This is a genomic window from Streptomyces sclerotialus (genome assembly GCF_040907265.1).
Taxonomy (GTDB): domain Bacteria; phylum Actinomycetota; class Actinomycetes; order Streptomycetales; family Streptomycetaceae; genus Streptomyces; species Streptomyces sclerotialus.
Window position 1 is genome coordinate 5343423 of record NZ_JBFOHP010000002.1, and the last position, 14157, is coordinate 5357579.

Annotated in this window: 15 protein-coding genes; 10 read left to right on the top strand and 5 right to left on the bottom strand. The window is 73.3% G+C overall.

The genetic code is table 11. The annotated features are described in order from the left end of the window. The first annotated feature begins 98 nt into the window (after positions 1 to 98). The gene (gene fdxA, locus AAC944_RS23755; protein ID WP_030264070.1) at positions 99 to 419 is read left to right on the top strand and encodes a ferredoxin; all 321 of its coding nucleotides are present in this window, start codon (positions 99 to 101) and stop codon (positions 417 to 419) included. A 90-nt stretch (positions 420 to 509) separates the two neighbouring features. After that, positions 510 to 1607, top strand: coding sequence for a succinyldiaminopimelate transaminase (gene dapC / locus AAC944_RS23760; RefSeq protein WP_030619603.1), 1098 nt, complete (start codon positions 510 to 512; stop codon positions 1605 to 1607). A gap of 106 nt (positions 1608 to 1713) precedes the next feature. On the opposite strand, the gene AAC944_RS23765 is transcribed toward dapC, so the two are convergent. Further along, a complete protein-coding gene (locus AAC944_RS23765) occupies positions 1714 to 2187 on the bottom strand; it encodes a hypothetical protein (RefSeq protein ID WP_030619600.1) in 474 nt (157 codons plus the stop codon). Positions 2188 to 2511: 324 nt separating this feature from the next. Then, a complete protein-coding gene (locus AAC944_RS23770; protein ID WP_030619597.1) occupies positions 2512 to 3429 on the bottom strand; it encodes a VldE C-terminal domain-containing protein in 918 nt (305 codons plus the stop codon). Positions 3430 to 3532: 103 nt separating this feature from the next. Here AAC944_RS23770 and dapE point away from each other — a divergent pair, with 103 nt between their 5' ends. Further along, positions 3533 to 4624 (top strand): succinyl-diaminopimelate desuccinylase, encoded by a 1092-nt coding sequence (gene dapE, locus AAC944_RS23775; RefSeq protein ID WP_030619594.1) that lies wholly within the window; start codon positions 3533 to 3535, stop codon positions 4622 to 4624. Between the two features lie 210 nt (positions 4625 to 4834). Next, on the top strand, positions 4835 to 5614 hold the full coding sequence (locus AAC944_RS23780; protein ID WP_030619592.1) for an LOG family protein: 780 nt from the start codon (positions 4835 to 4837) through the stop codon (positions 5612 to 5614). Between the two features lie 44 nt (positions 5615 to 5658). Here the strand turns inward: AAC944_RS23780 and folP are convergent, their stop codons facing one another. Next, the gene (gene folP / locus AAC944_RS23785) at positions 5659 to 6519 is read right to left on the bottom strand and encodes a dihydropteroate synthase (RefSeq protein WP_030619589.1); all 861 of its coding nucleotides are present in this window, start codon (positions 6517 to 6519) and stop codon (positions 5659 to 5661) included. A 92-nt stretch (positions 6520 to 6611) separates the two neighbouring features. Between folP and AAC944_RS23790 the strand changes: the two genes are divergently transcribed. Together AAC944_RS23790 and AAC944_RS23795 are read left to right on the top strand one after the other, a co-directional pair. Then, positions 6612 to 7043, top strand: coding sequence for a DivIVA domain-containing protein (locus tag AAC944_RS23790; protein ID WP_030619586.1), 432 nt, complete (start codon positions 6612 to 6614; stop codon positions 7041 to 7043). Positions 7044 to 7090: 47 nt separating this feature from the next. Then, a complete protein-coding gene (locus AAC944_RS23795) occupies positions 7091 to 7648 on the top strand; it encodes a DNA-3-methyladenine glycosylase I (RefSeq protein WP_196943159.1) in 558 nt (185 codons plus the stop codon). A 36-nt stretch (positions 7649 to 7684) separates the two neighbouring features. Here the strand turns inward: AAC944_RS23795 and chcB are convergent, their stop codons facing one another. Then, entirely contained in the window at positions 7685 to 8485 is an 801-nt protein-coding gene (gene chcB, locus AAC944_RS23800) for a 2-cyclohexenylcarbonyl CoA isomerase (protein WP_030619580.1), read from the bottom strand. A gap of 327 nt (positions 8486 to 8812) precedes the next feature. Between chcB and AAC944_RS23805 the strand changes: the two genes are divergently transcribed. Then, entirely contained in the window at positions 8813 to 8980 is a 168-nt protein-coding gene (locus AAC944_RS23805) for a DUF3117 domain-containing protein (protein WP_103832883.1), read from the top strand. A gap of 242 nt (positions 8981 to 9222) precedes the next feature. Here the strand turns inward: AAC944_RS23805 and AAC944_RS23810 are convergent, their stop codons facing one another. After that, complete coding sequence (locus AAC944_RS23810) at positions 9223 to 9906, bottom strand: O-methyltransferase (RefSeq protein ID WP_030619577.1); 684 nt, start codon at positions 9904 to 9906, stop codon at positions 9223 to 9225. A gap of 153 nt (positions 9907 to 10059) precedes the next feature. Between AAC944_RS23810 and sigE the strand changes: the two genes are divergently transcribed. The 3 genes from sigE (at position 10060) to AAC944_RS23825 (ending at position 13961) form a co-directional block, all read left to right on the top strand. Then, positions 10060 to 10839, top strand: a complete 780-nt coding sequence (gene sigE / locus AAC944_RS23815; protein ID WP_368396429.1) for an RNA polymerase sigma factor SigE — start codon at positions 10060 to 10062, stop codon at positions 10837 to 10839. Continuing rightward, the gene (locus AAC944_RS23820; protein ID WP_030619561.1) at positions 10836 to 11960 is read left to right on the top strand and encodes a zf-HC2 domain-containing protein; all 1125 of its coding nucleotides are present in this window, start codon (positions 10836 to 10838) and stop codon (positions 11958 to 11960) included. The genes sigE and AAC944_RS23820 overlap by 4 nt, the downstream gene beginning before the upstream one ends. A 168-nt stretch (positions 11961 to 12128) precedes the next feature. After that, positions 12129 to 13961, top strand: coding sequence for a S1C family serine protease (locus AAC944_RS23825; RefSeq protein WP_030619559.1), 1833 nt, complete (start codon positions 12129 to 12131; stop codon positions 13959 to 13961). The last annotated feature ends 196 nt before the right edge of the window (positions 13962 to 14157 follow it).

Genomic DNA, 14157 nt, shown 5'->3' on the forward strand with positions numbered 1-14157 from the left:
ATACTAGGTGCGGGCATCGACGACGCCGCGCTCCCGCGCGCCCTGAGGCGGCCGCCCAAACAGACGGTCCGCCGGCCCTAACGAGGAGGAACGACAGCGTGACCTACGTCATCGCGCAGCCTTGTGTCGACGTCAAGGACAAGGCGTGCATCGAGGAGTGCCCGGTCGACTGCATCTACGAGGGCTCCCGGTCCTTGTACATCCACCCGGACGAATGTGTCGACTGTGGCGCCTGTGAGCCGGTCTGCCCGGTCGAGGCCATCTTCTACGAGGATGACACCCCTGAGGAGTGGAAGGACTACTACAAGGCGAACGTCGAGTTCTTCGACGAGCTCGGTTCGCCCGGTGGTGCGTCGAAGCTGGGCCTGATCGAGAAGGACCACCCCTTCATCGCCGCCCTGCCGCCGCAGAACCAGTAACGGCAGGCCGCAGCGCCGCTCCGGTCCCGTACGGCCTTCTCCGCCGTACGGGACCGAGGCGTTTCCCGACACGTACGAAAGAAGAGCAACGTGGGCGCAGTATCCGCACGCCTCCCCGTTTTCCCCTGGGACCGGCTGGAGCCCTACAAGGCGACGGCCGCCGCGCACGCCGACGGCATCGTGGACCTGTCCGTGGGGACCCCGGTCGACCCGGTGCCGCCGCTGATCCAGAAGGCGCTCGCCGACGCGTCGGACAGCCCGGGCTATCCGACCGTGTGGGGCACGCCGGCGCTGCGCGACGCGCTCACCGGCTGGGCGGGCCGCCGGCTCGGCGCCACGGGGCTCACACACGCGCACGTGCTGCCGGTCGTCGGCTCCAAGGAGCTGGTGGCCTGGCTGCCGACCCAGCTCGGCCTCGGCGCGGGCGACAAGGTCGCCTACCCGCGCCTGGCGTACCCGACGTACGAGGTCGGCGCGCGGCTGGCGGGTGCCGAACCGGTCGTGTACGACACCCCGTGGGAGCTGGACCCGGCGGGCCTGAAGCTGCTCTGGCTGAACTCCCCCTCCAACCCCACCGGGCGGGTGCTGAGCGCCGAGGACCTGCGCCGCACGGTCGCCTGGGCCCGTGAGCACGGCATCCTGGTGTTCAGCGACGAGTGCTACCTGGAGCTGGGCTGGGAGGCCGACCCGGCCTCCGTGCTGCACCCGGAGGTCAACGGCGGTTCGTACGACGGCATCGTCGCCGTCCACTCGCTGTCCAAGCGCTCCAACCTCGCGGGCTACCGCGCGGCCTTCATCGCGGGCGACGCCGCGGTGCTCGGCGAGCTCCTGCAGATCCGCAAGCACGGCGGCATGATGATCCCCGCGCCGGTCCAGGCCGCCACCATCGCGGCGCTGGGCGACGACGCGCACGTCGCCGAGCAGCGGGAGCGCTACGCGCGCCGCCGCGCCGCGCTGCGCACCGCCTTCGAGGCGGCGGGCTTCCGTATCGAGCACAGCGAGGCGTCGCTGTACCTCTGGGCGACCCGCGACGAGCCCTGCTGGGACACCGTGGGCGACCTCTCCAAGCGCGGCATCCTCGTCGCGCCGGGCGACTTCTACGGCCCGGCGGGGGAGCGGTTCGTACGGGTCGCCTTCACGGCCACCGACGAGCGCGTGGCCGCGGCGGTCAGCCGGCTCGCCGACTGAGGCTCCGGGCGCCGACCGGTTACCGGGCGCCGACCGAGTTGCCGGGCACGGCCGAAGGGCCCCGGGAGCGGTGCTCCCGGGGCCCTTCGGATGTCCGGCGGGGGCGTCAGCCGCCCAGCACGCCCGAGCCCGACAGGCCCTTGGCCACGGGCAGCCCCGCGAGCAGCTTGTCGGCGGGCAGCTCCTTGGCCAGCGGCAGGTCCTTGGTGAGTCCCTCGGTGGGCAGCGCACGGGTGGTGTCGCCGACGGCGTCCTTGGTGTCACCCGTGACGTGACCGGTGGTCTTCTTGGCGGTGGGGGCGAGCTCTTGCAGCGTCTCGTTGCCGGTGCGGCCGGCCTCCGGGACGGTTTCCTTCACGGCCTCGCCGGCGACCGGGCCGGCCACCGCGCTGGTGTTCTCCAGGGCGTTGCCGGCGGTCTCGGTGACGCTCGACGGGTCCACCTTGGTCAGTCCACCCAGGTCGGCGGCCTTGGGCAGGTCAACGGCGCTCGCGGAGCCGGCGGCGCCGACCACGGGAGCTGCGCCCGCTGCGACCAGCAGCGCGGCCCGGGCGATCCGACGCGTGAGGGGGAGGGACATGGTGCTCCTTTGACGGAGAGGGACTTGTTTCTTCTGTGCGGACGTGCGGTGCCCGCCGGGCGGCGGCAGTCGACTGCCGGGCGGACGCAGTGAATACCGCGCAAGAGCCCCGAAGGTTGCGGTGCGCCCCGGTAAAGAATTGGTAACGCATCACATTATCTGTTTCGGATGAAATGGGGTGAAATTCGTACGTCCGGAGCAGGTGAAAGAACGTCACTCCCCTTGTGCCGCAAGGTCCTTCGCGGTTCTGGGCAGGGGTGAGGAATGCCGCGGGAATTGTCGTCCTGGATTGACGTCATTCCCACTGCCGAGGGAATACCCGGACTATTGCGCGGTGGTGATCCGAACATCTGTCGGCGTAATCCCACGGGAATCGCCGGGCAACTGCTGCCAGCCCTTCCCGGATTCCTCGGCGGTCCACCGGCGATCACCGTAAGAGATGCGTTCGATGCGCAACTCCGACGCGTGGGCCACCGCCCAGGCCGCCAGCTGCCAGCCGCGCTGCCGCGCCGTCCCGGCCGCACCGGCCGTCACCGGCACCGTGAGCGTCCGGCCGGCCGCGCGCGCGGCCACCGTGGTCCGCGGCAGCACCTCCGGCCCGAACTCCCGCACCAGCTTCTCGCGCACCTGCGCCGTGCCGCCCGGCGCGTTCTCGGCGGGCCGGCTCTCCGCGCAGCTCAGCGCCGCCGGCGCGCGCCCCGTCAGCGCACCGGTCAGCACCGTCGCGTTCGCCTCGTGCTTGGCGTACGCCTGCGGGTACCCGCTGCGCTGCACCCGCTGGGCCGCGACGGTCAGCGGCAGCCGGGAGTACCCGGGGATCTGCGCCAGGTGCTTGTAGAACTCCCCGGCCGCGTAGACCGGGTCCATGATCTCCTCGGCCGTTCCCCAGTCCTGGGAAGGCCGCTGCTGGAAGAGGCCGACCGAGTCCCGGTCCCCGTACTCGATGTTGCGCAGCCCCGACTCCTGCATGGCCGTCGCCAGCGCGATCGTCACCGCCCGCTCGGGCAGCCCGCGCGAGAGGCCCACCGCCGAGATCGTCGCGGCGTTCGCCGCCTGCTCCGGGGACAGCTCGTACGGCTCGCCGCCGCCCTCGGGCTGCACGGTGCAGCGCGGGGCGCCGGGGCCGCCGGTCACGTACTGCACGGCCAGGTAGGCCGCGAGTCCGAGGAGCACGACGAAGGCCACGAGCGCGCGTATGAGGCGCTTGCGGCGGACGGGGGCACGCTGGGGACGGCGAAGCACGCGCCATACGGTACTGGAGGGCGCGGGCAGGCCCCGCCGGACCTCGGGGAACGGACAGCAACGTGCAACAGCGGGGCAACCGGCGAACGGTAGGGTCGGGACCATGGACAGCCCCGCGCAGACTCCCGTACTCGACCTGTCGCTCGACGCCGCACAGCTCACCGCGGCGCTGGTGGACGTCCCGTCCGTCAGCCGGGACGAGAAAGCCCTCGCGGACGCCGTCGAGACCGCCCTGCGCGCGCTGCCGCACCTGACCGTGGACCGCGACGGCGACACCCTCGTCGCGCGCACGCACCTCGGCCGCGCCGAGCGGGTCGTCCTCGCCGGCCACCTCGACACCGTGCCGATCGCGGACAACGTGCCCTCCCGGCTCGACGAGAACGGCGTCCTGTGGGGCTGCGGCACCTCCGACATGAAGTCCGGCGTCGCCGTGCAACTGCGCATCGCCGCCACGGTCCCCGCGCCCAACCGCGACCTCACCTTCGTCTTCTACGAGGCCGAGGAGATCGCTGCCGAGTACAACGGTCTGAAGCGCATCGCCGAACAGCACCCCGACTGGCTGGCGGGCGACTTCGCCGTCCTGCTGGAGCCGTCGGGCAACCAGGTCGAGGGCGGCTGCCAGGGCACCCTGCGGGTCGTGCTGCGCACCGCGGGCGAGCGGGCGCACTCCGCGCGCAGCTGGATGGGGTCCAACGCCATCCACGCCGCGGCCCCGATCCTGGAGCGGCTGGCCGCGTACGAGCCGCGCCGCGCCGTCATCGACGGCCTGGAGTACCGCGAGGGCCTGAACGCCGTGCGCATCGAGGGCGGCGTCGCGGGCAACGTCATCCCGGACGAGTGCACGGTCACCGTCAACTTCCGGTACGCGCCCGACCGCAGCGGTGACGAAGCCCTCGCCCACGTACGCGAGGTCTTCGCCGGCTGCGACATCGTCGAGTGGACGGTCGACGACCACTCCACCGCGGCGCTGCCCGGCCTCTCGCACCCCGCGGCCAAGGCCTTCATCGAGGCCGTCGGCGGCACGCCGATGCCCAAGTTCGGCTGGACCGACGTCTCCCGCTTCTCCGCGCTCGGCGTCCCGGCGGTCAACTACGGCCCGGGCGACGCCCTGCTCGCGCACAAGCGGGACGAGCACGTCGTCGCCGCCGACGTGATCCGGTGCGAGGAGCGGCTGCGCGCCTGGCTGGAGGCCTGAACCGCGATCCGGCGGGCATCGGAAATGTGGTGACCGGGGTTCCGGTGACCTCGGGTGGCCTGCGCGGGTAAGGGGTTCACCGGAGCGCTGCGCGGCGGCCGGGGCCGCTGTCAGACCGAATTCCGCTGCTCGTCACCTTTGTGCACATACGCTTTACCGGCAACGATCTGTCTTCCGCCCTGGCGGGGGACCCTGCGGAGGGAGCACACCATGGCCGATCCTGAGGCAGCCGAGCGCGAGACCATGGCAGCCGAGCGCGATCAGCAGCGACTCGGCCCGGTACTGCGCCGCCGTGACCAGGTGCGAGCAGGGACCACCGACCAGCGGCTGCTGGACTCCGAGGGCCCCTCCGAGTGGGTGCACACCGACCCCTGGCGCGTGATGCGCATCCAGTCGGAGTTCGTCGAGGGCTTCGGCGCGCTGGCCGAACTGGGCCCGGCGATCAGCGTCTTCGGCTCGGCCCGCACGCCCCGCGACTCGCCCGAGTACGAAGCGGGCGTCGGACTGGGGCGGGCCCTCGTGGAGGCCGGCTTCTCGGTCATCACCGGCGGCGGCCCCGGCGCCATGGAGGCCGCCAACAAGGGCGCGCACGAGGCGGGCGGCACATCTGTCGGGCTCGGCATCGAGCTGCCCTTCGAACAGGGCATGAACGAGTACGTCAACCTCGGCGTGGACTTCCGGTACTTCTTCGTGCGCAAGACGTGTTTCGTGAAGTACGCCCGCGGCTTCGTGGTCCTGCCCGGCGGCCTCGGCACCCTCGACGAGCTCTTCGAGGCGCTCACCCTCGTCCAGACCCGCAAGGTCACGCGCTTCCCCATCGTGCTCTTCGGCACGGAGTACTGGGGCGGCCTGGTGGGCTGGCTGCGCGACACCCTCATCGCCCAGGGCAAGGCCTCCACCCGCGACCTGGACCTCTTCCACCTCAGCGACGACGTGGACGAGGCGGTCGCGCTGGTCACGAAGGAAGTGGGGCCGGGGCCCTCCCGGTGAGGCGCGGCGCGGCCCCCGAAGGACCGGGGGCCGCCCGGCCCGGCTCAGGCCAGGCCGCGGCGGGCCACCGCCGGGGGCCGGTGCCCGGCGATGGAGGCGACCATGTCCAGCACCTGCCGGGTCTCGGCGACCTCGTGGACGCGGTAGACCTGCGCGCCCAGCCACGCCGAGACCGCGGTCGTGGCCAGGGTGCCCAGCACCCGCTCCTTGACCGGCTTGTCCAGCGTCTCGCCCACGAAGTCCTTGTTGGACAGGGAGACCAGCACCGGCCATCCCGTGTCCGTCATCTCGCCGAGCCGGCGGGTGGCCTCCAGGCTGTGCCGGGTGTTCTTCCCGAAGTCGTGTCCCGGGTCGATCATGATCCCGTCCCGCCGTACGCCCAGCTCCACGGCGCGCTCCGCGAGCCCGAGCGTGACGTCCAGGATGTCGGCCATCACGTCCTCGTACGTGGTCCGGTGCGGCCGGGTACGCGGTTCGACGCCGCCCGCGTGCGTGCACACCAGGCCCGCGCCGTACCGCGCCGCGACCTCGGCGAGCTTCGGGTCCACCCCGCCCCAGGCGTCGTTGAGCAGGTCGGCACCGGCCTCGCAGACCGCCTCGCCGACCTCGTGCCGCCAGGTGTCCACGCTGATCACCACGTCCGGGTGGCGCCTGCGGACCTCGGCGACGAAGCCGACCGTGCGCCGCGCCTCCTCCTCGGCGGTGACCTCCTCACCCGGACCGGCCTTGACCCCGCCGATGTCGATGATCGCCGCGCCCTCCGCGACCGCCTGCTCCACGCGCGCCAGCGCCGGCTCGTCCCGGAACGTGGCGCCCTGGTCGTAGAAGGAGTCCGGCGTCCGGTTCACGATCGCCATGATCACCGGCTCGTGCGCACCGAACTCGCGATTCCCCAGCCGCAGCATTCCCTACATCCTCTCCATGGTCCGCCAGCGACCTTAACTGTCGGAGGGGCATGGCACGATCAATGGACGACGGAGAGCGTGGGGAGATGGTCGTGTTCTGGTTCTTGCTCATCGCGTTGGTCGCGGTGGTCGCCGTGGTCACGCTCGCCGTGGTCGGTGGCGGTGACGGCGGCGCGCTGCGGGAGGCCGAGCCCGAGCGGCTGCACGACCCCCTGCCCGCCGACCGCCCCTGCACCCGTGCCGACGTGGAGGAGGTACGGCTGCCGCCCGCGCTGCGCGGTTACCGCATGAACGACGTGGACGACGTGCTGGACCGCCTCGGCGCCGAGCTGGCCGAGCGGGACGCCCGGATCGCCGAGCTGGAGGCCGCCCTGGCGGGGGCGAACGCCGCCGCGATGGGCGGAAGCCCGGGGCTGGTGGCGGACGAGCGCCCGGGGACGCCGGACGCCGCGCCGGACCAGGGCACCGACCTGCGGAAGCCCGCGGGCCCCGGCGAGACCCCCGAGGGCGGTGAGCCCGCGTGAGCGGCGTCGAGACCGCGCCGGACGGCGTGCCGCGCTGCCCCTGGGGCATGACCGCGGAAACGATGGCCGACTACCGCGCGTACCACGACACCGAGTGGGGCCGCCCGGTGCACGGGGACGACGCGCTGTTCGAGCGGATGTCCCTGGAGGCGTTCCAGTCGGGCCTGTCCTGGATCACGATCCTGCGCCGCCGCGAGGGGTTCCGCGCCGCCTTCGCGGACTTCAGGATCGCCGAGGTCGCGCGGTTCACCGAGGACGACGCCGCCCGGCTCCTCGCCGACCCGCGCATCATCCGCAACCGCCTCAAGATCTCCGCGATGCTGGCCAACGCCCGGCTCGCCGCCCAGCTGGCTCCCGGTGAGCTGGACGCCCTGATCTGGTCGTACGCCCCGGACCGTGCGGACCGCCCGGTGCCCCGCAGCACCGCCGACGTCCCGCCGGTCACCCCGGAGTCGACCGCGCTCGCCAAGGACCTCAAGAAGCGCGGCTTCCGCTTCGTCGGCCCGACGACCGCGTACGCCATGATGCAGGCCTGCGGGCTGGTCAACGACCATCTCGCCGACTGCCACGTCCGCGCGGCCACGGAGGCGGCAGCGGCGGCGTGAGACCCGTGCGGGGCCGGCCGGGCCCCGCACCGCCGCTCACCGCCCGACGAAGTGCGGCTTCTCCTTCTTCACGAACGCCTGCACCGCGATCACGTGGTCCTCCGAGGCCCCGGCCCGCGTCTGGAGCTCGTCCTCCTTGGCCAGCGTCTCGGGCAGCGAGTGGTCGGTGCCGTACGCCAGCGACTCCTTGATCGCGGCGTACGCGGCGGTCGGCCCCTGCGCCAGCCGCAGCGCCAGCGCGCGGGCCTCCGAGGCCAGCTCGGCGGCGGGCACCACCTTGTTCGCGATGCCCAGTTCGTACGCCTCCTGGGCGCTGACGTTGCGGGGGAAGAGCAGCAGGTCGGCGGCGCGGCCGTGGCCGATCAGCCGCGGCAGCGTCCAGGACATGCCGGAGTCGGCGGTCAGCGCCACGCCGGCGAAGGAGGTGTTGAAGGAGGCGGAGTCGGCGACGAGGCGGTAGTCGGCCGCCATCGCGAAGCCGGCGCCGGCCCCGGCCGCGACTCCGTTCACCGCCGCGACCACCGGCTTCGGCATGCCGGTGAGCGCCTCGACGATCGGGTTGTAGTGCTCGCGCACGGTGCTCATCGTGGCGCCCTCGCCGCTCGCCCGGTCCTTCTCCAGCGAGCCGATGTGCTCCTTGAGGTCCTGCCCGACGCAGAAGGCGCGCCCCGTGGCGGTCAGCAGCACGGCCCGTACGGCGGGGTCGGCGGCGGCCTCGCGCGTGGCGTCACGGAGGGCGACCTTGGTCTCCGTGTCGAGCGCGTTCATGGCATCGGGGCGGTTGAGCGTGATCGTGGCAACGCCGTCGGTGACGTCGTAGAGCACGGTGTCGGCCATGGTGGGATCCCCTCCGTCGCGGCTCGGGCTGCGGGAGAAGTGCAGCCGGCGATCAGGATGCCGGAGATCATCCGCGCTGTCGTGTGACGTACATCAAAGAATGGTGGTGTGCCGGACGACGGCGGGTGGCGCAGTATCGCAGGTGACTCCCCGAATTGGGTGGTTTTGCGAATGTGCGTTGCCGAAGGGATGCCCGCTGATGTTGGTCATCGGGTCCTGCGATGCGGGATAATGACATGGAAGCAATGTGTTCGATGCCGGTGACGCGTGCCCCTCTCCAGAGGGCCGTCGGCTGACGATGAGCTGGTTTCAGGAAGGGGAACGAGCATGGCGGCCATGAAGCCGCGGACGGGCGACGGCCCGCTCGAGGTGACCAAGGAGGGGCGGGGCATCGTCATGCGCGTTCCGCTCGAAGGCGGCGGTCGGCTCGTCGTCGAGCTGACTCCCGACGAAGCCAAGGCTCTCGGCGAGGCCCTGGACAAGGTCAGCGTCTGACGCAGGCGCAGCCTCACCGAATTGCCGGCCCCGGCGGACGGCGCGCACACGATACGCGCCCGTTCCCGGGGCCGTGTCGTATCCCGGACGTAGACCGGCGGCCCGGAAATACGCGTCCGTATGTACACGCGCAGGCGTACGGGGCATCAGCCCCGGCGTACGCGCTTTCGTCAGGTCGCACCCTACGCACCCCTACTCACCCGCGGAGCAGGGGGCCCCGCACACACGTTCCCCGGGCGGCGTCAGCCGCGTTTGACCGCGCACAGCAGGCCGTCGCCCACCGGCAGCAGCGACGGCACCAGCTGCACGCTCTCGCGGATGGACCGCAGCAGCTCCCGCAGCCGCTGTATCTCCGCAGGCTGCACGCCGGAGTCGACGGTCCGGCCGTCGGCGAAGATGCCCTCGAAGCAGACCACGCCGCCGGGCCGCAGCAGGCGCAACGATTCAGCGAGATAGTCGGCGTACTCCATGCGGTCGCCGTCGCAGAAGACCAGGTCGTAGCCGCCGTCGGCGAGGCGGGGGAGGACGTCCAGGGCGCCGCCGGGGATGAAGCGGGCGCGGTTGCCGGCGAAGCCCGCGGCGCGGAACGCCTGCCGGGCGAACTGCTGCCGTTCCGGTTCCAGGTCCACGGTGGTCAGGACGCCGTCGGGGCGCATGCCGTGCAGGAGGTAGATGCCGGAGACGCCGGTACCGGTGCCGATCTCCGCGACGGCCTTGGCGTCCGCGGTGGCGGCGAGCAGGCTCAAGGCCGATCCGGTGCCGGTCGAGACCGTGCGGATGCCGGCTTCCCGGGCCCGGTCACGGGACCAGTGCAGGGCGGCGTCGGCCGTGTCGTCGATGGTCCCGGCGCCGTAGGCCTCGGCGAATGCCAAGCTCGTCTGCCGGTTGCCGGTAATGGCCCTCTCCTGTCCCCGTAGTTGACGCAACCGTGACTGTATCCGCTGAGTGCGGGAACCCGCAGATGGGACCGGGCGTTAGGAAGAAACAGGGGGGATGCGCAGGTGAAGACGGAAGAGAACCACAACCCGGACCAAATGCAGGTCAAAACTGCTTATCCGGAGCTAACGGGTGAGGTGGATATGGTAGGGGCTCTACTGGACACCACCAGAGCCACCAGGGGAGGTGCGGCTGCGGCGGGTGACCGAAGAACGCTGCGGCGTTTTCGAAGGTCGGCCGGCGAGCCGAAATCCGTGACCAACAATGCTGACCGTGCCCGCTCGAACGACTCCGCACCCACCGCGACCTTCGCCGCCGATGCGGAATCGCAGGCGTGGACTCCGCCCAGCTGGGAGGAGATCGTCAGCACCCACAGCGCTCGTGTCTACCGTCTCGCCTACCGCCTGACGGGAAACCAGCACGATGCCGAGGACCTCACCCAGGAGGTCTTCGTCCGCGTCTTCCGTTCGCTCTCGACGTACACCCCCGGCACGTTCGAGGGCTGGCTGCACCGCATCACCACCAACCTCTTCCTGGACATGGTCCGCCGCCGGCAGCGGATCCGCTTCGACGCGCTGGGTGACGACGCCGCCGAGCGGCTGCCCAGCCGCGAGCCGTCGCCGCAGCAGCACTTCAACGACACCCACTTCGACGCCGACGTGCAGCAGGCGCTGGACACCCTCGCGCCCGAGTTCCGCGCCGCCGTCGTCCTGTGCGACATCGAGGGCCTGTCGTACGAGGAGATCGCCGCGACCCTCGGGGTGAAGCTCGGTACGGTCCGCAGCCGCATCCACCGGGGCCGTTCCCACCTGCGCAAGGCGCTCAAGCACCGTTCACCGGCGGCGCGCGCCGAGGAGCGGGAGCGCGAGCGGCAGCAGCGCGCCTTCGCGCCCCTGGCGACAGGGGAGGTCGGAATCGCGTGAGCGGTAGCGGCGGTCAGTCCCCCGCTGAGCAGCATCTCGGCGACCGCCTTGCGGCTCTGGTCGACGGGGAGCTGGGGCACGATCAGCGTGAGCGGGTGCTCGCGCACCTCGCGACCTGCGGCAAGTGCAAGGCCGAGGCCGACGCCCAGCGGGAGCTGAAGAACGTCTTCGCGGAAATGGCCCCGCCCGGGCCCTCCGACGGGCTGCTCGCCCGTCTGCAGGGGCTGCCCGGGGGGGATCCCGGCGCGCCCGCCGGCCGGCTCGGTGAGGGCGGTCTCGGGCGCGGGTCCTTCGGCCGTGGCGGCCTGGACGGTGGCGGCTTCGGCCGCGGCGGCATGTCGTTCGCGTACGCCCCCTCCGCGGACGCGCACGCGGCCCCCGGGCTGCTCCCGCGGCCGGACGGGCGGGGCTTCCGGATACACGAGCGCGCCGCGGAGCGGCCTGCCGCCGCGGCAGCCGGTTCCGCGGGCGCGGGCCACGCCGGGGGATCGCCCCGGCGGCGCTTCGCGTTCGCCGCGGCGGGCGCGGTCTCCCTCGCGGCGTTCGCGCTCAGCGGCGCGCTGCCGCTGGAGGCCGCGGTCGACCCGGCAGCGGGGCGCGGCGAGGGCGCGAACAGCCCGCTGTCGGCCTCCCCGGCCGCCGAGGCGAGCGGTGCCGCCGGGCGCGAGCAGCGGCCGGTCGCGGCGCGCGGTTCGCGCGACCGGGACGCGCTGCTCGGCGTCCTGCAGGGCCGGGCGACACCGGCCGCCCGGTCCGCCGAGTTCTACCCCGCGGCAGCGTCCCTCCCGGTGCGGTACGCCACCCCTCTGCTCAGCGACGGCACCGGGCACCTGACCCCGCACATAGCCCCCGGCCGTCCCGGCTCGTCCGGATCCGGTACGGCCGCCGGCACGGGTGCTGCGCCGGGTACGCCGGCGGGGGCCTCCCACGGGTTCACCGAAGCGGCGGCCGGTACCGGCAGCGGCTCGGGCACCGCGGGCGCGTCCGGCGGCCGCGGCCCGCTGCCCTCGGCGCTGGCCTCCCCGTCCTCGCCGGGCGCCACCGCCTATCCGGCCCCGCCGCTGCCGCCGCTGGAGCCCAAACGGCCCCTGCTGACGCGTAGCGCCCCGGCGGCTCCCTGATCCGCCGTCAGTTCGCGCGGCGGTCTCCGCCGTCCCAGGGCCCGGCAGCCACCGGGCCCTGCACGCGGCGGACCTGAACCTGGTTGAATCGCCGGAGGGCCGCGCATCGCGCCATGAGCGCGCCCAGGGGGCGCGCGGCCCCGCACGTGGGCGAACTGTGGGGAGAACATGAACGAGGGCACGGCCTCCGGGCCCCACCACGAGGACCGTTCCGGCCAGGGCACGGAGGGGCGGCCGGGAACGGCTCCGGGGACGGAATCCGGGCCGGCCCCGCAGCCCGTTCCGGAGGAGACGCCGACGCCGACGCCGACGCCGACGCCGACGCCGACGCCGGGGCCGGCCCCGGCGCAGCCGCGGGCCGCGGAGGCGGCCGACGAAGCGATCGCGCCGGACATCCCGGCGGCGGCCCCGGAGCCGGAGCAGGCCGCGCGGCCGCTGCATCCGGAGGACCCGTACGGGACGCCTCCGTACGGCGGACCCGGCCCGTGGGCTCCGGCGCCGCCCGTGCAGCGGCCGGTACCGACCCCGCCGCACGGCGTCACGGTCCCGCACCAGCCGTCCCGGGACGCCCCGCGGACCGCGTCGCAGCAGCCGACGCAGGGCACTCCACACCAGCCGGCGCAGGGCACGCAGGGCATCCCGCACCAGTCGGCACGGAGCACTCCGCAGCCGTACCCCCAGGCGCCCGCCTCGGGTGTGCCCGCCGCGCCGGTCGCGGCAGCGGCACACCAGCCGCAGGCCGCCGGACAGCGGTTCCAGCCCCCGAGCGGGCTCCCGCACCAGCCCTCCGCCGAGCACCCCGGTGCGGGTGGCGGGCCGTGGGACCGGTACGACCCCTGGGCGGCGGCGCCCGGCGCGGGGGCCCCGGTGCCGGAGGAGCGCGGCGGCAGGCGCGGACGCGGCCGGACCGTGGCCGGCGCGGCCGCGCTCGCGCTGGCCGCGGGCGTCGTGGGCGGCGGCGTCGGCGCGTACGTCGAGCGCAGCGGCGGCGTCGGTGACGTGCGGCTGCCGCAGGTCTCCGGGGAGCGGACCGGCCGCGCTCCCGACAGCGTGGCCGGCATCGCCCGCACCGCGCTGCCCGGCGTCGTCACCCTGCACGTGAGCGGCGGCGGCGAGGAGGGCACCGGCACCGGCTTCGTACTGGACCGCCAGGGCCATCTGCTGACGAACAACCATGTCGTCGAGGCCGGTGGCGGCGACGGCGAGATCTCGGTGACCTTCAGCGACGGCGACACCGCCACCGGCCGGGTCGTGGGCCGGGACAGCGGCTACGACCTCGCCGTGGTCAAGGTCGACGGCGGCGGCGACCTGAAGCCGCTCACCCTCGGCAACTCCGACGACGTGCGGGTCGGCGACCCCGTCGTGGCGATAGGCGCGCCCTTCGACCTGGCGAACACCGTGACCGCCGGGATCATCAGCGCCAAGCAGCGCCCGATCACCGCGGGCGGCGGGAGCGGCGACGGCAGCGACGTCAGCTACGTGGACGCGCTGCAGACCGACGCGCCGATCAACCCGGGCAACTCCGGCGGCCCGCTGGTGGACGGCCAGGCGCACGTGATCGGCATCAACAGCGCCATCCGCGCGGCCGGCAGCGGCGACAGCCTCGGCGGCGAGCAGGGCGGCAGCATAGGGCTGGGCTTCGCGATACCGATCAACCAGGGCAAGCGGGTGGCCGAGGAGCTGATCAACACCGGCCGGGCGACGCATCCGGTGATCGGCGTGACCCTGGACATGACGTACAGCGGTGACGGCGCACGGGTCAGCGCCAAGAGCCGGGGCGGCGGCGCGGCGGTCACGCCGGGCGGGCCCGGCGCGCGGGCCGGGATCACGGCGGGCGACCTGATCACCGAGGTGGACGGCGGCCCGGTGCACAGCGGTGAGGAGCTGATCGTCAAGATCCGCAGCCACCGCCCGGGGGACCGGCTGAAGCTCACCGTCGAGCGGGACGGCAGCGCGCGCACGGTCGAGATCACCCTCGGCTCGTCCACGGACCAGAGCTGACCGGAACCCGCCCCGGCGCCGGCCGGGAGCCGCCCCGGCACCGAGCCGGAGCGGACCGTGGACGAGGTGCGCGCCGTCACGGATGTGCCCCCGGTGTGACGATCGTTTGCACGGTGTTGGGGCGGGTGACTCCCGTTGGACGGCCGGGGCCAGGTACCGTGATAGTCGGCCTGGCCGAAAGGCCGCAGGACAGGTC

Bases quoted from the DNA above. Each gene is read 5' to 3' on its own strand.
- folP (WP_030619589.1), bottom strand. From the start codon at position 6,519: ATGCTGCGGCTGGGGAATCGCGAGTTCGGTGCGCACGAGCCGGTGATC.
- AAC944_RS23795 (WP_196943159.1), top strand. From the start codon at position 7,091: ATGACCGCGGAAACGATGGCCGACTACCGCGCGTACCACGACACCGAG.
- dapE (WP_030619594.1), top strand. From the start codon at position 3,533: ATGGACAGCCCCGCGCAGACTCCCGTACTCGACCTGTCGCTCGACGCC.
- AAC944_RS23765 (WP_030619600.1), bottom strand. From the start codon at position 2,187: ATGTCCCTCCCCCTCACGCGTCGGATCGCCCGGGCCGCGCTGCTGGTC.
- AAC944_RS23780 (WP_030619592.1), top strand. From the start codon at position 4,835: ATGGCCGATCCTGAGGCAGCCGAGCGCGAGACCATGGCAGCCGAGCGC.
- sigE (WP_368396429.1), top strand. From the start codon at position 10,060: ATGGTAGGGGCTCTACTGGACACCACCAGAGCCACCAGGGGAGGTGCG.
- AAC944_RS23825 (WP_030619559.1), top strand. From the start codon at position 12,129: ATGAACGAGGGCACGGCCTCCGGGCCCCACCACGAGGACCGTTCCGGC.
- AAC944_RS23805 (WP_103832883.1), top strand. From the start codon at position 8,813: ATGGCGGCCATGAAGCCGCGGACGGGCGACGGCCCGCTCGAGGTGACC.
- chcB (WP_030619580.1), bottom strand. From the start codon at position 8,485: ATGGCCGACACCGTGCTCTACGACGTCACCGACGGCGTTGCCACGATC.